The following is a 21,314-nucleotide window of genomic DNA, read 5'->3' as shown; positions in this document are numbered from 1 at the left end:
TCCTTCCTTCGCATCTTTACACGTTTTTATACGGCGTTTTAATTCAGCGTTATCGCAAAGCGTTAAGGAAGACATATGTCTGGCAGGGTTTCACGCTCGGTGTGGTCGGCCGGTCTCGTCACCGCCACGGTGGCCGCGGGGCTGTTCGCCGCGGCGCCCGCGGGCGCGGTCACGGGCCCCGAGGCCAAGGACGGGGCCTACGCCTACACCGCCAAGCTCGACATCGGCGAGGGCAAGCGGTCCTGTTCGGCCGCGCTGGTCGACGCGCAGTGGGTCGTGACGGCGGCGAGCTGCTTCACCGACACCGCCCAGCAGGCCACCTCCCTGGCGCACGGCAAGCCGTCCGCAAAGACGACGGCCACCGTCGGCCGCGCCGACCTCGGCACCGACGCCGGTCTCGTCACCGAGGTCGTGGAGCTGGCGCCCCAGGCCGGCCGTGACCTGGTCCTGGCCCGGCTGGCCCAGCCGGTCGCCGGTGTCGCCCCCGTGGCCCTGGCCGCCGCCGCGCCCGCCAAGGGCGAGGTCCTCAAGGCCGTCGGATTCGGCCGGACGAAGACCGAGTGGGTGCCGAACAAGGCGCACACCGCGACGGCCACCGTGGACGGCCTCGCCGCCACCACCGTGAACATCACCGGCAAGAGCCTCGACGACTCACTGTGCAAGGGCGACATGGGCGCCCCGCTGCTGCGCGAGAAGGACGGCAAGGCCGAGCTGGTCGGCGTCAACGTCGGCTCCTGGCAGGGCGGCTGCCTGGGCGCCGCTCCGGGCGAGACCCGCACCGGCGCGGTCGCCACCCGCACCGACGACCTGGGCGACTGGATCCGCACCACCGTCAAGAACACCACCAGCCTGGTGGGCGTCGGCTCGGGCCGCTGCCTGGACATGCCCAGCGACAAGGGCACCACCACGCCGCAGCTGTGGAACTGCTGGGGCGGCAACAACCAGAAGTGGACCTACACCGCCGACAAGGAGCTGCGCGTCTTCGGTGACATGTGCCTCGACGCGGCCGGCGGCGGCACGGCCGGCGGCACCCCGCTGATCATCTGGTCCTGCAACGGCGGCGCCAACCAGAAGTGGAACCTCAACGCCGACGGCAGCATCACCGGCGTCCCCTCCAACCTCTGCGTGGACGTGTCGCACGAGGCGACCGAGAACGACTCCCCGGTCGGCCTCTGGTACTGCAACGGCGGCAACCACCAGAAGTGGAAGCGCGTCTGACACGGACCGCGCCACGCAAACCGCGCCCCCTGTCCGTCCGGTGCACGCCGGACGGACAGGGGGCGCACCCCTTTCGCGGACAGGGCCCCTTGACCGGGCCCCTTGACCGGGCCCCTTCCCCGGCTACGAACCGGCGGGCGCCGCGCTCCCGGCCTGGGCAGACTCGATGTCCTCGTGGAGATCGGTGGTCGCCTCGGCAGCAGCCGCCCCGGAGAGCAGCAGGCACACCAGCAGCGCGGCCGCCACGCTCCGCGCCCGGGCGAAGGAGACCCGCGTGGCCGGCGGCGCGGACAGCAGCGCCGCCACCCGGCGGGGCACCGGCCCCGCGGCCGCCGCCAGCGCGCCGGCCGGGCGGGCCCGGCCGGTGGGCGCGGCCGAGGCGGCCAGCGCCGCGCGGGCCACGGCCCGGGCCGCCAGCCTGCGGTCGCCGACCGAGGCGGCGGCGGCCTCGTCGGCCCACCGCTCCACCTGGAAGGCCAGCGGTTCGCGCAGGCCGCGCAGCGCGGGGTGCGCGCAGGCGGCGAGCCGCGCGAGCAGCAGCAGAAGGTGGTGCCGGCCCGTCAGATGGGCCCGCTCGTGGGCCAGCAGCACGGCGCGTTCGTCCGCGTCGAGGCCGCGCAGCATGCCTGCGGTGACGACCACACCGCCCGGCCGGCCGGGCAGGGCGTAGGCGTCGGCCCCCTCGACGGGCAGCACGGTGAGGTCGCCCGCGCGGGAGTGCCCGGCGAGCTCCCGGGCGACACGGGCCCGCGCGACACGGTGGCCGTGCAGCACCCGGACGACACCGGCGGCCACCGCCCCGGCGGCCAGGGCCGCCACGACGCCGACGGGCACGGCCGCGGGCGCGAGGCGCTCCAGCAGCGGCACGGACAGATGGCCCAGCGACGCCACCACGGGCAGCCGCAGCACCGCCGCGCCCGCCAGCAGCGCCAGAGCCGCCCCGGACAGGCAGGCGAGGGTGACGGCGGTGGCGACGAGGAGCAGCGCGGCCGGGCGCGGCGGCAGGACGGCGGCCAGCCGGCGTGCGGCCGGCACGGCGAGGAAGGGGATGATCAGCGGCGCCCAGACGGCCCAGGTCACGGCAGGTTCCCCGGCTCGGCGGCCTGCTCCAGCAGCTCCCTCAGCACGACCTCGTCGGCGGAGGAGAGCCGGGAGACGAAGCGGGCGAGCACGCCCTGCCGGTCGTCGCCCTTGTCCAGCTCGGTGTGCATGCGCTGGGCGGCGAGGGCGGCCCGGTCCTCGACAGCCGGGCTGTAGGCGTACGCGCGCCCGGCCCGGACGCGGTCGAGGGTGCCCTTGGCGTGGAGCCGGGCCAGGGTGGTGGCGACCGTGGTGCGCGCGAGGGGCTCGGTGAGCGCGGCCTGGACCTCCGGCGGTGTGAGCGGGCGGTCGGCCGCCCAGAGGACGACCAGTACGGCGGCTTCCAGCTCACCGGCCTGTCGGCGTATGTCCTCGGTCACCGGAACCGTCCTCTCGTCGCGATCGTCTACCGTCATGTAGACCGTCTATCGGAATGTAGACGATGGCGTGCCCGTGGGCACGCCCGCCCGCCCTCGATTATGGGAGGCCCCGCGCCCCATGCTCGCACCACCCTCCGCCCTTCCGGCCACCCCCGTCCCGGTCGCGTCCGCGCCGTCGGGCACCTCGCTCGCCTTCGACGGCTCGACGATCGACGGCGGCTGGTACACGGACGTCACCCAGCTGGCGCGGCACTCCGGCCACCTGCTCAATGACGTCATGTCCGCGTGGTCCTCCTACGGGCTCGCCCTGTTCGCGCTGCTGATGCTGGTGGTGTGGTGGCGGGCGCGGCGCGCGGACGCCGCGACGATGGCCCGCGCCCTGGCCGTGCCCCTCGTGGTCGTCCTCGTCTACGGCGTGGACATGATCCTCAAGTCGGTGGTGCGCGAGGTGCGGCCCTGCCGGTCGATCCCGCACAGCTTCACGCTGGAGTCCTGCCCGGCGCCGTCCGACTGGGCCTTCCCCAGCAATCACACGGTCATCGCCTTCTCCGCCGCCACGGCGCTGCTGCTGCTGGACCGGAAGCTGGGGGCGCTCGCCTTCCTGGCGGCCGTGGCGATGGGCTTCTCCCGGATCTGGGTCGGCGCCCACTATCCGCACGACGTCGCCGCCGGAGCGCTGGTGGGCGTACTGGTCGCACTGCCCCTGGCGGCGGCCTCCGGCCGGGCGGCGCCCTGGGTGGAACGCGCCCGGAGCGGCAGGCTGCGCCCACTGCTGGCCGCCGACTGAAGCAGCCCCCGGCGGTCGTGGTCAGCGATCCCGGGCGTCGGCCCGGCCCCGGGCGTCGACCTGGACGAGGGCGTGGGTGCCGCTGGTCCGCCAGGGCGCCCCGCCGCTCTCCAGCACGGTCACCGTCGCCTCGTCCAGGCCCGTGATCACATCGGACTTGAGGGTGCGCAGCGCGGCGACCGGCCCCGGGAAGTGGGCGGTCCGCCCGGTGAAGGGCGTCGTGGCCGGCCAGTGCCGGTCGCCGACGAGCCTGCGGTAGTTCAGATCGCCCTTCATGACGGTCACCGTCGCCGCCGCGAGCTCGGCCCGCAGGTCCCCGGGCATCTCCTCGTACGGCAGCGGGGCGCAGAAGAACGCGTGGGCGCGCACCTCGAGTTCCCCGGTGGCCATCGCCCGCCACAGCCGCCCGCCCGCCTGCGCGGCGCTCCTCCCCGGCGCCCGGCGGAGCCGGCGCAGGGCGTCGGCGACGTCGGCCGTGGTGGCGTCGGAGACGTAGTACGGGTACGGCTTGACGTGCAGCACGGCACGGCGGGCCCGGCCGCCGCGCAGGAGGTGGTCGAGGAGGACCAGGTCGGGGATGAGCTCCGGGCCGGCGTTGTCCGCGACGAGGTGGACCTCGGCCGGGCGGCCCTCGGGCAGCAGGGACCACAGCAGGGCGCTGTCGTCCGCGACGAGGGCCGGGTCCGTACCGGCGGTGGCCATGTCGCCGGCGGTGATGCGGAAGCCCAGATCGGCGCGGTTGCCCCAGAGCGCGGCCCGCAGCAGGGCCGCGTCGCGCGCGGCGGGGTCCGCCTCCTCCAGCTCGTCGAGGACGGCCAGTGCGTCGTCGACCGCCGGGCCCGCGAGCTCCGCGTGCTTGAACGGGGCGAAGGGGTCCACGCCCTGCCAGGGACCGGGCGCGAAGTAGCCGACGGCGTCGAGGAGCCTGCGGTAGAAGTAGCTCTCGGCCCACAGGAACGGCGCGGCGAACCACGAGGTGCCGAGGTGGCCCCGGTCCCAGTCCCGCCACCGGTCGAGGTCGTGGGCGCCGGCGGGCAGCGGCTCGATCACTCCGCCGGCGAGCCCGGCGAGCAGGGCGTCGAGGGCCCGGTGCTGGTCCGGCCCATAAGGAGAGGCATCGCGCAGCCGCTGGACGAGCGCGGGGTGACGCTTGGCCCACACCTCCCACGCGAACGAGCCGGGCTCGTCGCTCCGGATCACGGGGGCGTCGTCGGGTGCGGGCATGGCCTTCACTTCTCCTCCACGGTGCGGCTGCTCCGCACCGTACCCGGCGGCGGGTCCGCCGGGCCCGGCGCGTCAGACCGTACGAGGCGTCGTACGAGGCGTCAGGAGAGGACGCCGCGTCACTTGAGGGCGCTGCGCTTCTTCCACTGGTCCCAGTTCTCCTGCCAGACCTCGAGGCCGTTGCCGACGTCCGTGATCTTGGTGCTGTCGGTGTTCTTGACCTCGACGGTGGAGCCGATCAGCAGGAAGTCGTAGATCTTCTTGGCGTCGCTCGTGGTCATGCCGAAGCAGCCGTGGCTGTTGTTCTCCACGCCGATGGAGTTGTTCCAGGGCGCGGAGTGGAGGAAGGTGCCGGAGGCGGTCAGGTGGGTGACCCACTTGGAGTCGAGCATCCACTGATTGCCGTAGCCGATGGTGGCGGAGTCCATGGTCTCCGCGGCGTTCTTGCTGCGCACGGTGTGGATGCCGCCCCGGGTGGGGTCCGTCGGGGAGCCGGCGGAGCCCATGATGTGGCCGACCTCCTTGCCGTTCTCGTACATCGTCAGCTTGTGGGCGGCGACGTCGATGACGGCCTTGTGGTCGGCGCCTATGGTGAAGCCGAAGTCGTAGTTCCGGGCGAACCAGCCGCCTTCGCCGGAGTCGACGCCCGAGAGGTTGCCCTTCACGGAGACCTTGGTGCCGGTGGGCCAGTAGTCCTTGGGCCGCCAGTCGATGCGGTCCTGGCCCGACCAGTCCTTGACCCAGCCCCAGGCGCCCTCCACCTTCGGCTGGGTGGTGACGGTCAGGGACTTCTCTATCTCGGCCCGCTTGTCCGCATCGACGGGGTGGTCGAAGAGGATGGAGACCGGCATGCCCGTGCCGACGGTCGTGCCGTTGCCGGGGGTGTTGGTGAGCTTGTTGACCTTTTCGGCCTGCTCGGTGGAGAAGGTCGCGGAGGCGGCGGACTCCTTGCCCTTGCCGCTCTTCCCGCCCTTGGCCTTGGTGTGCACGGTGTAGGTGGCGCCGGGGCCGACCTTGCCGGCCGAGGTCCAGGAGGCGCCGTCACCGGAGAGACTGCCCTCGACCTTGTTGCCCTTGGCGTCCTTCACCTCCACCTCGGTGAGGCGCCCGCCGTCGGCCTTCACCGAGATCGGCGAGCCGAGCTTGACGGCCGTCCCGGTCCCGGGGGTGATGGTCACCTTGGCCTCCGCCCCGGCGTCGGCCCCGGAACCGGAGCCGCCCGAGCAGGCGGTGAGGACGAGGGAGCCCATGAGGGCGGAGGCCCACAGGGTGGAGCGACGGCCCGTTCCGACGTGCACGTGAATCAACCTTTCTCGCACTTTCTCGCAGTGACAGACACCTCTACAGATGATCTGCACGCTTGTACGGTTGCACGGAGAAACGAAACATTTGCGCGATACAGCCAGTAGGCGGCCGGACGCCCTGTTCGTACGTCACCTCACGGGACGTCACGGCCCCCGAGCGCCCCTGATCCCCGCGCCGAAACCTCCGCCCGGCGTCCACGACCCGATCGACGGATCCCGCCCCGAATCGCTCCCCCGAGCACTGACCGGACGCGTACCGTCCGGTCGTGAACGGTGTGCGGAGTACGCCCGGGGCTCACCGAGGGGGACGGGGACATGACCACTGAACACAAGGAGGCCACCGGAGCCGGGCCGGACGGCGGGCGGTTGCCCCGCCGTGACGTCCTGCGGTACGGGGCGGCGGGCGCGGCCGGGGTCGGCGCCGCCGGTCTCGCCGGGCCCGCCGGAGCGTTCGCCGCCCCGCGCGGCGGCGGGAGCGCGCGACGCGGGGGCCGCCGGGTGGCCGTGCTGGGCGCGGGAGTCGGCGGGCTGACCACCGCGCACGAGCTCGCCGAGCGCGGCTTCGAGGTGACCGTGGTCGAGCGCCGCGCCGTCGCCGGCGGCAAGGCCCGTTCCCTGTACGTCCCGCACAGCGGCACCGGAGGCCGCCGCGACCTGCCCGGCGAGCACGGCCACCGCGGGGTCTTCGGCTTCTACCACAACCTCCCCGACACCCTCCGGCGGATCCCGCTGCCCGGCGGCGGCACCGTCTTCGGCCGGCTCACACCGGTGACCTGGATCGAGCTCGCCCGCACCGGGAACCGCCCGGACATCCCCCTCCCCGTCAGACCCGGCTCGCTCTCCCTGTCCGGCGCGCCGCTGCTGGTCGCCACGCTCGGCGGGCTGCTCACGGAGGGCCTGCGGCTGCCGCCGTGGGAGGCGGCCCACTTCGCCCGGCTGGCCGTGATGCTGTTCACCAGCTGCGACGAGCGCCGGTTCGGCCAGTGGGAACACCTGGCCTGGTGGGACTACATCCAGGCGGACCGCATGTCCGAGGACTATCAACGGCTGCTCGGCGGCGGGGTCCAGCTGCTCCAGGCCCTACGGCCCCCGACCGCCAGCGCCCGCACCTGCGGCCAGGGCCTGGAGGCCATCTTCTACGACCTGCTCGGGCTCGGCAGCGACGGGCCGGCCGACCGGGTCTTCGCCGGGCCCACCAGCGAGGAGTGGATCGACCCCTGGGTCGCCCACCTGCGCTCCCTCGGCGTCCGGTTCGCCTTCGGCCGGACGGTGGAGCATCTGGAGTGCCGCGCCGGACGCGTCGTCTCCGCGACCGCCCGCGACCACCGGGGCACGAGGGAACGCATCGACGCCGACTGGTTCGTCGCGGCGGTCCCCGCCGACCGGGCCGTACGGCTGTGGGACGCCGCTCTGCGCGCGGCCGACCCCCGGCTGACGGCCATGGACGGGCTGCGGCACACCTGGTGCGACGGCATCCAGTACTTCCTCCGGGAGCCGGCGCCGGTCATCGCCGGGCACATCGTGCACGTCGACTCCCCGTGGAAGCTCGTGTCGATCAGCCAGTCGAAGCTCTGGCGCGCGCCGTACGCGCGGACGTGGGGCGACGGCCGGGTGCGGGAGTCGCTGTCCGTGGACGTCTCCGACTGGGAGACGCCGGGCATCCTCTACGGCAGGCCCGCCCGGCACTGCACCCGCGAGGAGGTCGCCCGGGAGGTGTGGGCGCAGATGCGCGCCCACCTCGGCCGGGCCGGCCGGTCCGTCCTGGACGACTCCCTGCTGCACTCGTGGTACCTGGACGAGGCCGTCACCGAGGGCCCGGACGGACTGCGCCAGGACGACCCGTACCTCCTCAACAGCACCGGCTCCTGGGAGCTGCGCCCGGACGCCGTGACCGCCGTCGGGAATCTGTTCCTCGCCGCGGACTACGTCCGGGCGTACGCCAATGTCGACTTCACCTCGATGGAGACGGCCAACGAGGCGGGCCGGCGGGCGGCCGCCGGGGTGCTGGCCGCCGCCGGAGCCTCGGAGGCTCCCGAGGTGCGGACGTTCCGGGGGTACGAGGCACCGGAGTTCGCCGTGCTCAAGCACGAGGACCGGGAGCGCTGGCGGCGCGGGCTGCCGCACGTCCTGGACACCGGGCGCCGGTGACGGCCGGTCCGTGCTCCCCGGCGGCGGCCCGGGCGGGGAGCGCGGGTGGTGTCAGCCGAGGCGCGCGGTGACGGCGGCCAGCTTCTCGACGCCGGCGGCGAACTCGTCGGGCGTCAGGGCCTGGAAGGGCAGGCGCAGGAAGACCGTGCCGGCGGGCGGGGCGGCGGACCCCGGGTAGAACGCCGAGCCCCGGGTCAGGAGCACGCCGTCCGTCTTCGCGGCCGCCAGGAAGGTCGTCTCGTCCGTGGGGACGGGCAGGTGCACGCTGACGTAGTAGCCGCCCTCGGGCACGGCGATCAGCGCGTCGTCCCCGAGGTGCCGGCGGACGGCGGCCACGGCCGCGTCATGACGGGGCTTCAGGAAGCGGCGGGTCCGCTCGATGTTGCTCGTCGCCAGCCCGGCGGCCAGGCTCCGGGCGGCGACGGCCTGGAGCAGGGGCGCGGGCGAGAGGTAGGTGCCCTCGGCGAGGGCGGCGAGCGCGGTCACCGTGGCGGGCTCGGCGATGACATGGCCGACGCGCAGCCCGGGGCTGAGGATCTTGCTCAGGGAGCCCACTGTCAGTACGCGCCCGCCGGGCGAGAGCTCGGCCAGCGAGGCGGGGGCGGTCCCCTCGAAACGCAGTTCCCGGTAGGGGATGTCCTCGACGACGACGAAGCCGTGCTCCTCGGCGAGGCCCACCAGTTCGCGGCGCTTGTCCTCACTGGTGGTGACACCGCTGGGGTTCTGGAAGTCGGGGATGACGTAGACGAAGGCGGGCGTCCGTTCGGCGAGGCGCTCGCGCAGGACGCCGAGGTCGAGGCCGTCGTGGCGGAGGGGGATGCCCGTCACCCGGGCGCCGTGGCGCTCGAATATCTGCACGGCGCGGTCGTAGGTAGGAGCCTCGACGTAGACGTCCGGCCCTGTGTCGCGCAGGAGGTGGGCGGCGAGCAGGTCGAGGGCCTGGAGGGAGCCGTTGGTGACGAAGATCCGCTCGGGGTCGGCGGCGTGGAACTTCGCGAGCTCCTCGCGCAGGGCGAGGTCGCCGGTGTGGTTGCCGATGGGCGCGTACTGGAAGACGTCGTCCCGCTGGTCGGCGAGGACGGCCGCGGCCTGGGCGGCGAGTTCCCGGGCGGGGATGGCCTCGCGCGGGGGGATGCCACGGGAGAAGGGGAACACGGGTGCCTCCGTTGTCGGGGGGGGACGGCTGTTGGGGTACGCGCCCCGAAGGGGCGCGAGGAACTGCGCGACCAGCCACCACCGGCCCGCAGATGACGCACTCCGCTTCCCGCGGAGCGCTCAGTGGTGACCGGCCGGTACGACGAGGTCGGGGCCGATGTCCGCGACGCTCTCGACGCCGAGCTGGAGCAGGGTGTCCTCGATCTCGTGGCGCAGCAGCTCCAGCACCGCGCGGACGCCGCCGCGCCCGGCGAGGGCGAGGCCCCACAGGTAGGGGCGGCCCAGGCACACGGCGTCGGCGCCCAGGGCGAGGGCCTTGACGACGTGGACGCCGGAGCGGATGCCGCCGTCGACGAGGACGACGCCCCGGTCGCCCACGGCGGAGGCGACCTGGTCCAGCGCGACCAGGCTGGGGATCTCGCCGTCGAGCTGGCGGCCGCCGTGGTTGGAGACGATGACGCCCTGGGCGCCGAGGTCGAAGCAGCGGCGGGCGTCCTCGGGGCCGAGGATGCCCTTCACCAGCAGCGGCAGCGTGGTCTGCTCGCGGATCCGGCGCAGGTCGTCCCAGGTCAGGGGGAGCCGGTCGATGCGGGCGTTGGCGGGGATGTCGCCTTCGAGGATGCCCAGGGCCCGCAGGGTGCCGAAGTCGACGAAGGGCGGGGTGCGGAAGCCGGAGCGCAGCGTGGAGACGCGGCGGGCCGCGTGGCTCGCGTCCACGGTGACGACGAGGGCCGATGCCCCGGCCTTCTCCGCCAGGGCGACGGTGGCGGCGACGTCGTCGGCGGAGCGGTAGGCGTAGAGCTGGAACCAGCTTCCGCCGGGCGCGGATTCGGCGATCTCGGGGTAGGCGTAGTGGCTGTCGGTGCTGACGACGGAGATCGTGCCGGCGTCCTCGGCGGCCAGCGCCGTGGCGATCTCGGCGTGTTCGTGGAGCAGCCGCTGGGGGCTGGTGGGGGCGAGCAGCACGGGCAGGGAGAGCTGTTGGCCGAGGACGCCGGTGCGGGTGTCGGGTGTGGTGCCGGCGGTCGCGAGGGCGCGGGGGCGCAGCCACACCCGGTCGAAGGCGGCGGTGTTGGCGCGGACGGTCTCCTGGGTGCCGGCGCCTCCGGCCACATAGGCCCGGATGTCGGCGGAGAGCGTGGCCTCCGCGGCGCGTTCGAAGTCCGGCAAGGTGAGCAGTCCGGCGAGTTCCGTGTGTGCAGCCACTGAATGTCCTCCGGGGAGAAGGGACTTTCTCTGGTCAGCCGAATTGGTCGAAGGCCATCTTCACCGCCATGCCCGTCACCACGAGGACGAGGACGGTGCGGACGAATCTCGAGCCCTTCTTGAGCGCCATGCGGGAGCCCAGCAGGGCGCCGGTTATATTGCCGACCGCCATGCCGAGTCCCAGGGTCCACAGGACGTTTCCCTGGACCGCGAAGACGGCCAGGGCGCCGAGGTTGGAACCGGCGTTGACGACTTTGGCCATGGCGGCGCTCTCGAGGAACTGCTTGGCCAGCAGGGAGGTGAAGAGAATGATGAGGAAGGTGCCCACGCCGGGCCCGAAGAGGCCGTCGTAGAAGCCGATGCCGCAGCCCGCGACGGCGATGACGCCCATGCGGCGGCGGGTGCTCGTGGCCGACTCCAGGCTCTGTACGCCGAAGTTCGGGCGGAAGGCGACGAAGAGGGCGACGGACACCAGCAGCACCATGATGACGGGGCGGAACCAGTCGGTGGGGAAGCTGGCGGCGGACAGCGCGCCGAGCGCCGCCGACGGGACGGCCAGTCCGGCCGCCGGCAGTACGACGGAGCGGTCCAGCTCGGTGCGGCGGGCGTACATGACGGCCGCGGTGGACGTGCCCATGATCGCGGCTATCTTGTTGGTGCCCAGCGCGGTGGCGGGCGGGAACTGCGGGAACGTCAGCAGCAGTACGGGGATGAGCAGCACTCCCCCGCCGCCGACGACGGCGTCCACCCAGCCCGCGGCGCCCGCGGCCAGGAGCAGCCCGGCCACGTCGTACCAGTCCATGTCGTCCTCGATTTCACGTGCCGGAACGATGCCGGGTGCCCGCCGCCGGCCCGGCGGGCACCTTGATCACACCACGCCCCGGATCTCGGCCATCCTGGGGATCACACGCGGCCGTCGCATCATGCGCCGGGCCCACAGCGGGGTGGAGCGCAGCGAGTAGAAGCGGCGCAGCCAGCGGTCCGCGCCGTCGTAGCGCGGCGCGAACGCCGAACGGCCGTGCGCGGCGACGTGATTGTCGACGATGACGAGGTCACCGGGTTCGAGGACGATGTCCTGGCACACGGTCTCCAGCGCCCGCGCGAGGGCCTCCAGGGCGTGGGCGCCCCGGGCGTCGGCGGCGTGGGTGTGGTGGGAGTTGAAGCGCAGGAAGGCCCGGCCCGGGTCGCCGAAGATCACGGGGTGGGGGCCGGCGACGGGTGACGGCCCGGAGGCGGCGTCGCGGGTGAAGGACGACGGATAGGCGCTGTGGTAGACGGGCAGTCGCAGCGCCTCGACGTCCTCGGGCGTCAGGTGGGCGATCGCCTCGCGGACGGAGGCGACCCGGGTGGCGGCGACGCCGTCGTGGTCGCGGCGCAGGCAGAGCAGGCCCAGGAAGTCCGGGCGCAGCGGGTGGTGGACGTTCTCGGTGTGGAAGTCGAAGGCCACGGAGCCGCTGTTCTCGATGCGGGTCTCCTCGCCGGGCACGGGGTGGACGTCGTGGATGAGGGCGCCGGACTTCTCGTCCTGGTATCCGACGAGCGAGCCGAGGAGGTCTGCGACGAGGGTGAGGGTCCCGTCGGTCGGGTGGCCGTCGAGGGCGGCGGTGCCATGGCCGGCGGGGGTGGGCGGGACGTTTCCGACCTCGATGCCGCGCAGCAGGACGTGACCATGGGGGGAGGTGCCCTCGGCGAAGTCGAGGAGGGTCTCGCGCAGGGCCTGCGGCAGGTCCAGCCGGAGGAAGGACATGGCGTTGGCGCCGGCGTCGGGGAAGCGGGCGGCTATTTCGGAGAGCGTCCATAACTTCTCCCGGTCCGGCGCGCTCAGCCGGTGGGTCCGTTTTATTTCCGCTACGAGGGCCACGGTGTTTCCTCCAGGCAAGTGCGAACACGGGCGCAGGCGCTTTTCCGGAACACGCCGGGCACAAGGAATGGCGGCGTGGAAAAGGGGAGGAGAAGTGCGGAGAAGATGTGGGGGGATCGGGAATCCGGTGGCGGGAAAGGTGCGATCACGCTATCCGGGCGGGTCAAATCATGTCAACGAGAGGTTTCGGACAGGGAACGAGGGTATTTCCCGAAGCCACATTTCCCCCACAACCCTCTCCCCCGGTTCTGGATCATGGCCCTGAGCTGCGACGACGAGGGCAGCCGGCGCGACGCGCGACCGGGATTCCAGGAGCCATCGACGAAGCGTTTCAGCCAGCCACATTTACGGAATGTAAAATTCCGGCAATGCATTGGTGTTATCGCACAAGGCGCGAGGGATGGGCGTAAGGAACTTGTAACACGGGGTCCCCTGACGTGCCGTCGCACGCGTGGTTGGCTTTCCAAGGTCATCCGTGTTCCCCTTCCCGCCCTTTTTCCAGGGAGTTCCGTGTCCACCGTCTGCCGCCCCGTACTCTGCCTTCCCGAACACACCGTGACCCTCGACGAGGCCGTCTCCCATATGGGCGCACTGCACTCCGGCCATCCGAGGATCGGCACGGCCCTGCGGCTGATGCGCAACACCTCGGTGCGTACCCGGCACCTCGTCGACCCTTTCGCCGACGTCATACGCTCCCGGACGTTCGGCGAGCGCATGCGCCGCTACGCGGAGGCCGGCACGGACCTGGGCGTACGGGCCGCCCTGGGCGCGCTCGCCGAGGCCGGCACCGCGCCGGACGAGGTCGACCACCTCGTGCTCGTCTCGTGCACCGGGTATCTGCTGCCGGGGCTCGACGCGCACGTCGCGGGCCGGCTGGGGCTGCGCCGGGACGTCCGCAGGCTGGCCTTCACCCAGGTCGGCTGCGCGGGCGGCGCGTACGCGCTGGCGCGGGCCCGGGAGCTGGCGGCCGTCCGCCCGGGGTCCGTCACCCTGGTCGTCGCGGTCGAGCTGTGCTCGCTGTCGTACCAGGCGGGGGACGACAGGATCGCCTCCTTCGTCTCGACCGCGCTCTTCGGCGACGCGGCGGCGGCCTGCGTCGTCCGGGAGGACCGGCCCGGGCTGCGGCTCGACGCCTCCTACGAGGACCTGGCGCCGGACACTCTGGGCCACATCTCCTACGAGGTCGACGAGCTCGGCTTCCACTTCGACACCAACCCGCGGATATCGCGGGTGGTCGCGGAGGCGATGCCCGGCCTCAGACGCTGGCTGGAGGACGAGACGCCCGTGCTCGCGCCGCAGCCCGACTTCCTGATCGGCCACACCGGCGGGCCGCGCATCATGTACGAGGTCAGCAAGGGGCTGGGCATCCCGCCGGCCATGTTCGAGCTCAGCGAGAACTCCCTCGCCCGGCGTGGCAACACCGCGAGCGTCGTCGTCCTCGACGTGCTGGAGCAGACCTTCGACGACCCGCCGGGCGCCGGGGCCCAGGGGCTGGTCGTCGCGTTCGGGCCCGGGGTCACCACGGTGGCCGTGACCGGCACGTGGGTGGCGCCGTAGCAAGCACGGGAGACGGAACGGGGCCGCCCCCGCGAGGGCGGCCCGGTTCCGTCCGGTGGCGCGGCTCAGTCCGTGAGAAGTGCCGGGTCGCTGACGCCGGGCTCGCCGTTCTCGACGTGTCCGGCGAACCGGCGCAGGAAGCCGGGGTCCGCCTCGGAGGCCACCGTCAGGTCGTACCAGCGCTTGCCGTGGCGCAGGTCCACGGTGTGCGTCACGGTCCGGCCCGCCCGCACCGTGATCGTCTCGGGCCTGCCGCCGTAGGCGTCGGTGACGGTCAGCCGCCGGTCCTTTCCGCCCGGGTTGGTCAGGGTCAGCTCCAGGCGGCCGTGGCGGCCTTCGTGGCGGGCGGTGACCTCGGGGGCCGCGGTGGTGCCGGGGCCCTTGAAGACACGCAGGAAGCCGTTGGGGCCGTGCGCCGACAGGTCGTAGGCGCCCTTGGAGTACACCGTGTTCCAGGTGTCGGAGATCTTCTTGCCGGCCTCGGCGGTGTACGTCCACGGGCCGTCCGTACGATTCCCGGAGGTGACCGTGAAGGCGGCCCCGGCGTGCTCGCCCCCGCTGAAGGTGAGGGTGAAGCGCCCGGTCGAGGGGGTCGCGGCGCCGTCCGTCAGGGGCGCGTAGGGCAGCGGCCGGGTGCGCTTGGTGCCCCGTTCCTGCCGGGGCATGGCGGGGCTGGCGGGCGGCTTCGGCACGTAGTCGGGGTGGCGCTCGCGGTCCTTGGGGGCGTAGCCGTCGGTGTCCGGCAGGTCGGCGGGCTCCGTGTCCTTCAGCCGGAAGTCGAACGCCGAGGTCAGGTCGCCGCAGATGGCGCGGCGCCAGGGCGAGACATTGGGCTCGGCCACCCCGAAGCGGCACTCCATGAACCGGATGATCGAGGTGTGGTCGAAGGTCTCGGAGCAGACGAAGCCGCCGGTGCTCCACGGGGAGACGACGATCATCGGGACGCGCTGGCCGAGGCCGTAGGGGCCGGCGGCGTAGTGGCCGTTGCCCTCGAAGACGTCGAGGGCGGTGTCGACGGTGGAGAGGCCCTGCGCGGCGGTGGCGGGCGGGAAGGGCGGGGCGACGTGGTCGAAGTAGCCGTCGTTCTCGTCGTAGGTGATGAACAGGGCAGTCCTGCTCCACACCTCGGGGTTGGAGGTGAGGGCGTCGAGGACCTGGGAGATGTACCAGGCGCCGTAGTTGACGGGCCAGTTGGGGTGCTCGGAGAAGGCCTCGGGGGCGGCGATCCAGGAGATCTGCGGGAGCCGGCCCGCCTTCACGTCGGCGCGGAGGATGTCGAAGTAGCCGTCGCCGTTCTTGACGTCCGTGCCGGTGCGGGCCTTCTCGTGGAGCGGGTCACCGGGCTTGGCGTTGCGGTAGGCGTCGAAGTAGAGGAGGGAGTTGTCGCCGTAGTTGCCGCGGTAGGCGTCGTTGATCCAGCCCCACGATCCGGCCTTGTCCAGGCCGTCGCCCCGGTCCTGGTAGATCTTCCAGGAGATCCCGGCCTTCTCCAGCCGCTCGGGGTAGGTCGTCCAGCCGTAGCCGGCCTCCTCGTTGCCGAGGACCGGGCCGGCGCCCTTGCCGTCGTTTCCGGTGTGGCCCGTCCACATGTAGTAGCGATTGGGGTCGGTGGCCCCGATGAAGGAGCAGTGGTAGGCGTCGCAGACGGTGAAGGCGTCGGCGAGCGCGTAGTGGAAGGGGATGTCCTCGCGCGTCAGGTACGCCATCGTGCCCGCGGACTTCGCGGGGATCCACCGGTCGTACTTGCCGTTGTTCCAGGCCTTGTGCCCGCCGCCCCAGTCGTGGTTGAGGCCCGCGATGAACTGCATGCCCAGGTCCTCGGCGTCCGGGTGGTAGGGCAGGACGTCCTTGGCGCCGTCGGGCTGGTGGAAGACCGTCTTCCCGTTCTCCAGGGTCATCGGGCGGGGGTCGCCGAAGCCGCGGACGCCCTTGAGGGAGCCGAAGTAGTGATCGAAGGACCGGTTCTCCTGCATCAGGACGACGATGTGCTCGATGTCCTGGATGGTGCCGGAGCGGCGGCGGGCGGGGATGGCGGCGGCCCGGTCGATGCTGCTCGACAGGGCCGCGAAGCCCGCGGTGGCGCCGGCGATCTGGAGGAAGCGCCGTCGATTGAGTTCAGCCATGGGTGAGGGACCTCTTGGGTGTGAGGACTGGTAGCAGCGGAGTGGTCCAAGAGCATCCAGCGCCGGGGAAGCGGTGGTGTCGCCAGTGTGACGGCGGGTGGTACACGGAGGGAACAGGCGTGCGGGGCCGGAAAACGGCGAGGGGCCGGACACCCGATGGGTGTCCGGCCCCTTGAGCCGTCAGAGGCGGCGGTGGCGGATCAGGCGTCGTCGCCGGTGGCGACGGCCTTCTCGGCCGCGGCCTCCTGCTGGGCGCGGGCCACCCGGCCGCGGACCAGGTACCAGCCGCCGACCAGGGCCGCCACGATGAGCGGCAGGCAGAACACCGTGTCGCGCCCGGCGCCCGGCTCGGCCGCCATCAGGCCCAGCACGACGGCCAGGAAGACCAGCGTGATGATCTGGGTGTACGGGGCCCAGGGGAGCTTGTAGCCGGGGCGGGTGACCCGGCCGTCCTTGGACCGGCGCCAGAAGAGCAGGGAGCAGACCATGATCATGCCCCAGGTGCCGATGATGCCGATGGCGGCGAAGTTCAGCACGATCTCGAAGGCGTCCGCCGGGACGACGAAGTTCAGGCCGACACCCAGGACACAGAAGAACGCGGTGAGCAGGATGCCGCCGTAGGGCACCTGACCCTTGTTCATCAGGCCCGTGAACTTCGGCGCGGAGCCGGACATCGCCATCGAGCGCAGGATGCGGCCGGTGGAGTACAGGCCGGAGTTCAGGCTGGAGAGCGCCGCGGTGAGGACCACGAGGTTCATCACACCCGCCGCGCCCGGAATGCCGACCTTCGACAGGACGGTGACGAACGGGCTCTCGCCGGCGTGGTAGGCGGTGTACGGCAGCAGGAACGCGAGCAGGATGACCGAGCCGACGTAGAAGAGGCCGACACGCCACATGATCGAGTTGATCGCCTTCGGCATGATCTTCTCGGGGTTCTTGGTCTCACCCGCGGCGACACCGCACAGCTCGACGGAGGCGTAGGCGAAGACGACACCCTGGATGACGAGCAGCATCGGCATCACACCGGTCGGGAAGATCCCGCCGTGGTCGACGATGTTGGAAAGGCCCGGGGTGCTGTCGCCGACCTTGTGGCTGCTGGCCAGCAGGAAGATACCGACGACCATGAAGATCGTGATCGCGGCGACCTTGATGATCGCGAACCAGAACTCCATCTCACCGAAGTACTTCACGGAGATCAGGTTCACCGTGAGGACGACCGCGAGGGCGATCAGCGCGAGCACCCACTGCGGGATGTCGCTGAACATTTTCCAGTAATGGGTATAGGTCGCGACGGCGGTGATATCGGCGATACCGGTCGTGGCCCAGTTCAGGAAGTAGAGCCAGCCAGCCGTGAAGGCGCCCTTCTCCCCCATGAACTCACGGGCGTAGCTGACGAACGCGCCGGAGGACGGCCGGTAGAGAACGAGCTCGCCCAGCGCCCGGACGACGAAGAAGGCGAAGAGGCCGCACACCGCGTAGGCGATGAAAAGGGACGGGCCCGCGTTGTGGAGACGGCCACCGGCGCCGAGGAAGAGGCCGGTGCCGATCGCTCCACCGATCGCGATCATGTTGACGTGGCGGGACTTGAGGTCCTTGCTGTAGCCCGCGTCGCCCGCGTCGACGTGCGAGGACGTCGCGGCGGGAGCCGGGGTGTCGGCCGCAGTGAGGGTGCGGTCACTCATGTATTTCTTCGCCTTCGTTCCGTGGGGGAGGCAGGACCGGGCCGCACGCTGATGTGGGGGTGACCTCCATGCCCGGGGAAAGGCCGCGCACGGCCCTCTCCCCTGCATCGCCGGGGCTTCCCGGCGATGGCCCGGTGTTCTTTCCGGGAACCGGCTGGCGACGCCGGTCCTCGGTGGTGTTTCACGAGGTCATGCGCTGAATGGTGAGAGGCGCGCAAGGATTCCGTCAAGGGTTAACGGAAAGTTGACATTTTCGAAAGCCCGGACTAGGCGGAGCCCGGCGCACGGCCCTTTAACTTTCCGCTACGAGCCGTGAACGGCGTGTGGATATCGCTGCCTATTCCACCTATCTCCGCGATTCCCGGGCAATTCCCGGGCGGGGCCGCCCTTTACAGGCTCCTTACGGCGCTCCCGCACCCGCCCCGGGGCGCCGAAAGGGGCCCCGGCACTGCCGGGGCCCCTGTGTCCTTCCACACCCTGGTGACCAGGGTCACATATCCCTGCGCTCAGTGCTCCTCTTCGTTCCCGGAGCCGTTGCCGCTGACCACCGGGATCTGTTCCACGAGGTGCGAGAGCGGGTCGTCGCCGTCCTGAATGGTGGAGTTGTCCGTGCACTGCTGCTGTTGCTGCGAGGTGAGGACCGGGACGTCCTGGACGCCCACGTCGAGCAGCAGCCCCACGAGCGACTGCAGGTTGACCTTGCCCACGCCGATGCACAGCTTGTCGAGGCTGCCCTGGACGGCGGTCATCTGCGGGCTCTCGTGACCGCCGGTCACCGTGGCCCCGTGCTCGGTTTCGGACCCGTTGCCGTTCACGGTGGTCATACCGTCACGATCGAGCGCCGCGGCCGGGGCGGCGGCGATCCCGACCGCCGAAGCCGTGAGGGCGACCGTCGCGAATACCTTGTGGAGCACGTCCCTGCCTTTCGGTCGAGTGTTCCTCCCGAGCGGGAGGCGACCTGAGTAACTCCGGCATTTCGGAGAGGTTCCGACCACTCACTCATTCGTCCCAGTGGCCCCCGGAAGACGCACCGACTCCTCCTATTAGCGGGCACAGCACGCCCCACGCCGCACCCAAAGACAGCATATTTCCCGATTTTGACGCTATGTTATGAGGCTACGAACGCGCGCTTGCCGACCCGCGAAGGACGCCCCCGTGATGCTCCTCCACCGGCCCCGTAAGTCGTTCCTCGTGCGATGTGCCTACGGCACCCCGCGCCGTGCCCTGGGCACGCTCCTCCTGCTGGGGCTGGTCGCCCTGGTCGCGGCGGTGGGGGGCCACGGGGTCGGGGAGCGCCTCGCCCCGGGCGGCTGGACACCGGCCCGGGCGCAGTCCACCCGGGCCGACGCCTTTCTGGCGGAGCGCTTTGGGGCCGGGCAGCCCCATCTCGTCCTGGTCGTCACGGCACCGGGGCCGGTCGACGATCCCGCGGCCGCCCGGGCGGGCCGGGCGCTGACCGAGCGGCTCACCGCCGACCCCCACACCGCCTGGGTGCGCGGCTACTGGCCGCGGGCCCGGCCCGAGCTGCGCAGCCGGGACGGGCGCGCCGCCGTCGTCGGGGTGCGGTTCCACGGGGACGAGCGGGCCGTGCGGTCGGCCGCCAAGGCCGTCACGGCCCGCGAGTCCGGGCGGGCGGGGCCGCTGGAGATCACGGTCGCCGGTGAGGCTGCGCTGTTCGCCGAGATGGAGAGGCTGAGCACCGAGGGCGCCACGGTCGCCGAGATGATCATCGCCCCGCTGGTGCTGCTGATCATGCTGTGGATCTTCGGGAGCCTGGTGGCGGCGCTCCTGCCGGTCGTCGTCGGGGCCTTCGCCGTCGTCACCACCACCGCGCTGCTGCGACTGCTGAGCGAGGTGATGACGGTCTCGGTCTTCGTCCTGAACATCGCCACCGCGCTCGGCTTCGGGCTGGCCGTCGACTACTGCCTGCTGATGGTCAGCCGCTACCGCGAGGAGCTCGCGGCGGGGGCGACGCCCGTACGGGCCGCCGAGCGGGTCCTCGCGACCGCGGGCCGGGCCGTCGCCTTCTCGGCGACCACCGTGGCGGCGGCGCTGGGCGCCCTGCTGGTCTTCCCCCTGCCGCTGACGCGCTCGCTGGCCCTGGGCGGCGCGGCCGTCGCGGTGTGCTCGGCGGCCGGGGCGCTGCTGGTACTGCCCGCGCTGCTGGTGCTGCTCGGCCCCCGGGTCAACCGCTACGACGTCTTCGCCCGCTGGCGCCGGGGCGGCCGCCGGGCCTTCGCCGAGGGCCGCTGGTACCGGCTGGCCATGTGGGTGACCCGGCGGCCCGCGGTGGTCGCCCTCGGCACTCTGCTGCTGCTCGGGCTGCTGGCGGCGCCCGGTGCGGACGTGCGGTTCGGCATGTACGACGACCGGATTCTCCCGGCGTCCTCGCCGGTCGCCCGGGCCTCGCAGCGGCTGCGCGCGGACTTCGACGGTGAGAGCGGCAACGCGGCGAGCGTCGTCCTCCCGGGCGTCCTCGTGACGCCCCCGCCGGCCGCCGCCCCGGCCGTGGCGGCCGGAGCGGAAGGCACGACGGCCCCGGAGGGCCCGGCAGCCCCCGAGGACGCCGCCTCGGACGAACCGGCGGGCCGGGCGGGCACCGGCGGCTCGTCCGGGGCGCCCGACGCCGCCACCGCCGCCGTGGACACCTACGCCGCACGGCTCTCCCGCCTCCCCGGCGTACGGCAGGTGCGGACGGCCACGGGCGTCTACGCCCACGGCCGCCGCACGGCGGAGCCCGGCCCCTGGGCGACGGGGTTCACGGGCCCCGCAGGCACCTGGCTGAGCGTGACGCCCGGCGCCGCCTCCGTCCTCTCCCCCGACGGCCGGCTGCTCACGGAGCGGCTGCGCCGGGAGCCCGCGCCCACGGCGGCCCTGGTGGGCGGGCCGGGCGCCCGGCTGACCGACACCGAGGACGCGCTCGGCGACCGGCTGCCCGCGGCCGTCCTGATCACCGTGGCCGCCACACTGGTGCTGCTGTTCGCCTACACGCGCAGCCTGCTCGTGCCCGTCAAGGCCGTGCTGCTCAACGCGCTGAGCCTGGCGGCGACGTTCGGGATCATCGTCGCCGTCTTCCAGCAGGGCCGGCTCGACGGGCTGCTGGGGCCGCTCGACGGTCCCCGGACCACCGATGTGGTCATCCCCGTGGTGATGTTCTGCACCGCTTTCGGCCTCTCCATGGACTACGAGGTCTTCCTCCTCTCCCGCATCCTCGAGGAGCACCGCCGGGGCAGCCCCACCGATCTCGCGGTCGCCGTCGGGCTCCAGCGCACCGCGCGGCTGTTCACCTCGGCCGCGCTGGTCTTCGCCGTCGTCATGGGCTCCCTCGCCGCCTGCGGCCTCGTCATGCTCCAGCTGATCGGCTTCGGGCTGGCCGTCGCCGTGCTCCTCGACTGCACGCTCGTCCGCGCCCTGCTCGTCCCCGCGATCATGTCGCTGGCCGGCCGTGCCAACTGGTGGCCCGCCACCCGCCACCGCGCCCGCGGCCGCTCCGGCCCCGACACGGCGGGCCGGTCCGGTCACCCGGCGCCGACGCCCGTCGGAGGGGCGTGAACCCGCCCCTCGGCGGCGCGTCACGCCCGCCTGCCGC

General features: G+C 72.5%; 16 protein-coding genes. 5 read left to right on the top strand and 11 right to left on the bottom strand.

The annotated features are described in order from the left end of the window. Nucleotides 1-75 precede the first annotated feature (75 nt). Nucleotides 76-1,218, top strand: coding sequence for a ricin-type beta-trefoil lectin domain protein (locus AB0E98_RS23250; RefSeq protein WP_361705655.1), 1,143 nt, complete (start codon nucleotides 76-78; stop codon nucleotides 1,216-1,218). Nucleotides 1,219-1,341: 123 nt separating this feature from the next. Here the strand turns inward: AB0E98_RS23250 and AB0E98_RS23245 are convergent, their stop codons facing one another. Both AB0E98_RS23245 and AB0E98_RS23240 read right to left on the bottom strand, forming a co-directional pair. After that, nucleotides 1,342-2,298, bottom strand: a complete 957-nt coding sequence (locus tag AB0E98_RS23245; protein WP_361705653.1) for a M48 family metalloprotease — start codon at nucleotides 2,296-2,298, stop codon at nucleotides 1,342-1,344. Further along, nucleotides 2,295-2,714 carry a BlaI/MecI/CopY family transcriptional regulator gene (locus AB0E98_RS23240; protein ID WP_361705651.1) on the bottom strand — a complete coding sequence of 140 codons (420 nt, stop codon included), beginning with the start codon at nucleotides 2,712-2,714 and terminating at the stop codon, nucleotides 2,295-2,297. Before AB0E98_RS23240 ends, AB0E98_RS23245 begins: the two co-directional genes overlap by 4 nt. Before the next feature lie 82 nt (nucleotides 2,715-2,796). Between AB0E98_RS23240 and AB0E98_RS23235 the strand changes: the two genes are divergently transcribed. Then, nucleotides 2,797-3,465 carry a phosphatase PAP2 family protein gene (locus AB0E98_RS23235; protein ID WP_361705648.1) on the top strand — a complete coding sequence of 223 codons (669 nt, stop codon included), beginning with the start codon at nucleotides 2,797-2,799 and terminating at the stop codon, nucleotides 3,463-3,465. 21 nt (nucleotides 3,466-3,486) lie between these two features. Here the strand turns inward: AB0E98_RS23235 and AB0E98_RS23230 are convergent, their stop codons facing one another. Next, entirely contained in the window at nucleotides 3,487-4,689 is a 1,203-nt protein-coding gene (locus AB0E98_RS23230) for a damage-control phosphatase ARMT1 family protein (RefSeq protein ID WP_361705646.1), read from the bottom strand. Between the two features lie 119 nt (nucleotides 4,690-4,808). Continuing rightward, nucleotides 4,809-5,987, bottom strand: a complete 1,179-nt coding sequence (locus AB0E98_RS23225; protein ID WP_361705643.1) for an Ig-like domain-containing protein — start codon at nucleotides 5,985-5,987, stop codon at nucleotides 4,809-4,811. Nucleotides 5,988-6,308: 321 nt separating this feature from the next. On the opposite strand from AB0E98_RS23225, the gene AB0E98_RS23220 reads away from it, so the two are divergent. Then, a complete protein-coding gene (locus tag AB0E98_RS23220) occupies nucleotides 6,309-8,141 on the top strand; it encodes an FAD-dependent oxidoreductase (protein ID WP_361705640.1) in 1,833 nt (610 codons plus the stop codon). A 51-nt stretch (nucleotides 8,142-8,192) separates the two neighbouring features. Here the strand turns inward: AB0E98_RS23220 and AB0E98_RS23215 are convergent, their stop codons facing one another. The 4 genes from AB0E98_RS23215 to AB0E98_RS23200 form a co-directional block, all read right to left on the bottom strand. Beyond that, entirely contained in the window at nucleotides 8,193-9,296 is a 1,104-nt protein-coding gene (locus AB0E98_RS23215) for a PLP-dependent aminotransferase family protein (RefSeq protein WP_361705638.1), read from the bottom strand. 120 nt (nucleotides 9,297-9,416) lie between these two features. Continuing rightward, nucleotides 9,417-10,502 (bottom strand): alpha-hydroxy acid oxidase, encoded by a 1,086-nt coding sequence (locus AB0E98_RS23210; RefSeq protein WP_361705637.1) that lies wholly within the window; start codon nucleotides 10,500-10,502, stop codon nucleotides 9,417-9,419. A gap of 34 nt (nucleotides 10,503-10,536) precedes the next feature. Continuing rightward, nucleotides 10,537-11,304 carry a TSUP family transporter gene (locus AB0E98_RS23205; protein ID WP_361705636.1) on the bottom strand — a complete coding sequence of 256 codons (768 nt, stop codon included), beginning with the start codon at nucleotides 11,302-11,304 and terminating at the stop codon, nucleotides 10,537-10,539. A gap of 66 nt (nucleotides 11,305-11,370) precedes the next feature. After that, a complete protein-coding gene (locus AB0E98_RS23200) occupies nucleotides 11,371-12,363 on the bottom strand; it encodes a TauD/TfdA family dioxygenase (protein WP_361705634.1) in 993 nt (330 codons plus the stop codon). A 510-nt stretch (nucleotides 12,364-12,873) separates the two neighbouring features. Here AB0E98_RS23200 and AB0E98_RS23195 point away from each other — a divergent pair. After that, the gene (locus AB0E98_RS23195) at nucleotides 12,874-13,920 is read left to right on the top strand and encodes a type III polyketide synthase (protein ID WP_361705633.1); all 1,047 of its coding nucleotides are present in this window, start codon (nucleotides 12,874-12,876) and stop codon (nucleotides 13,918-13,920) included. 65 nt (nucleotides 13,921-13,985) lie between these two features. Here the strand turns inward: AB0E98_RS23195 and AB0E98_RS23190 are convergent, their stop codons facing one another. From AB0E98_RS23190 to AB0E98_RS23180, 3 genes are all read right to left on the bottom strand, one after another. Further along, nucleotides 13,986-16,043 (bottom strand): phosphocholine-specific phospholipase C, encoded by a 2,058-nt coding sequence (locus tag AB0E98_RS23190; RefSeq protein WP_361705632.1) that lies wholly within the window; start codon nucleotides 16,041-16,043, stop codon nucleotides 13,986-13,988. 200 nt (nucleotides 16,044-16,243) lie between these two features. Further along, the gene (locus tag AB0E98_RS23185) at nucleotides 16,244-17,725 is read right to left on the bottom strand and encodes an amino acid permease (protein ID WP_361705630.1); all 1,482 of its coding nucleotides are present in this window, start codon (nucleotides 17,723-17,725) and stop codon (nucleotides 16,244-16,246) included. 506 nt (nucleotides 17,726-18,231) lie between these two features. After that, nucleotides 18,232-18,639, bottom strand: coding sequence for a rodlin (locus AB0E98_RS23180; RefSeq protein ID WP_361705627.1), 408 nt, complete (start codon nucleotides 18,637-18,639; stop codon nucleotides 18,232-18,234). Between the two features lie 244 nt (nucleotides 18,640-18,883). On the opposite strand from AB0E98_RS23180, the gene AB0E98_RS23175 reads away from it, so the two are divergent. Continuing rightward, complete coding sequence (locus AB0E98_RS23175; RefSeq protein ID WP_361705979.1) at nucleotides 18,884-21,277, top strand: MMPL family transporter; 2,394 nt, start codon at nucleotides 18,884-18,886, stop codon at nucleotides 21,275-21,277. Nucleotides 21,278-21,314: the final 37 nt, after the last annotated feature.

Origin of the sequence: Streptomyces sp. NPDC037389 (genome assembly GCF_040636475.1) — a bacterium.
In the GTDB taxonomy this organism is placed as follows: Bacteria; Actinomycetota; Actinomycetes; order Streptomycetales; family Streptomycetaceae; genus Streptomyces; species Streptomyces hesseae.
Note: the sequence above shows the minus strand (reverse complement) of the source record. Positions and strands in the feature narration are given on the sequence as shown.

What these genes read in the sequence shown, in the direction of transcription:
- AB0E98_RS23190 (WP_361705632.1), bottom strand. Translation starts at nt 16,043, where the DNA reads ATGGCTGAACTCAATCGACGGCGCTTCCTCCAGATCGCCGGCGCCACC.
- AB0E98_RS23235 (WP_361705648.1), top strand. Translation starts at nt 2,797, where the DNA reads ATGCTCGCACCACCCTCCGCCCTTCCGGCCACCCCCGTCCCGGTCGCG.
- AB0E98_RS23175 (WP_361705979.1), top strand. Translation starts at nt 18,884, where the DNA reads ATGCTCCTCCACCGGCCCCGTAAGTCGTTCCTCGTGCGATGTGCCTAC.
- AB0E98_RS23230 (WP_361705646.1), bottom strand. Translation starts at nt 4,689, where the DNA reads ATGCCCGCACCCGACGACGCCCCCGTGATCCGGAGCGACGAGCCCGGC.
- AB0E98_RS23185 (WP_361705630.1), bottom strand. Translation starts at nt 17,725, where the DNA reads ATGAGTGACCGCACCCTCACTGCGGCCGACACCCCGGCTCCCGCCGCG.
- AB0E98_RS23205 (WP_361705636.1), bottom strand. Translation starts at nt 11,304, where the DNA reads ATGGACTGGTACGACGTGGCCGGGCTGCTCCTGGCCGCGGGCGCCGCG.
- AB0E98_RS23240 (WP_361705651.1), bottom strand. Translation starts at nt 2,714, where the DNA reads ATGACGGTAGACGATCGCGACGAGAGGACGGTTCCGGTGACCGAGGAC.
- AB0E98_RS23250 (WP_361705655.1), top strand. Translation starts at nt 76, where the DNA reads ATGTCTGGCAGGGTTTCACGCTCGGTGTGGTCGGCCGGTCTCGTCACC.
- AB0E98_RS23220 (WP_361705640.1), top strand. Translation starts at nt 6,309, where the DNA reads ATGACCACTGAACACAAGGAGGCCACCGGAGCCGGGCCGGACGGCGGG.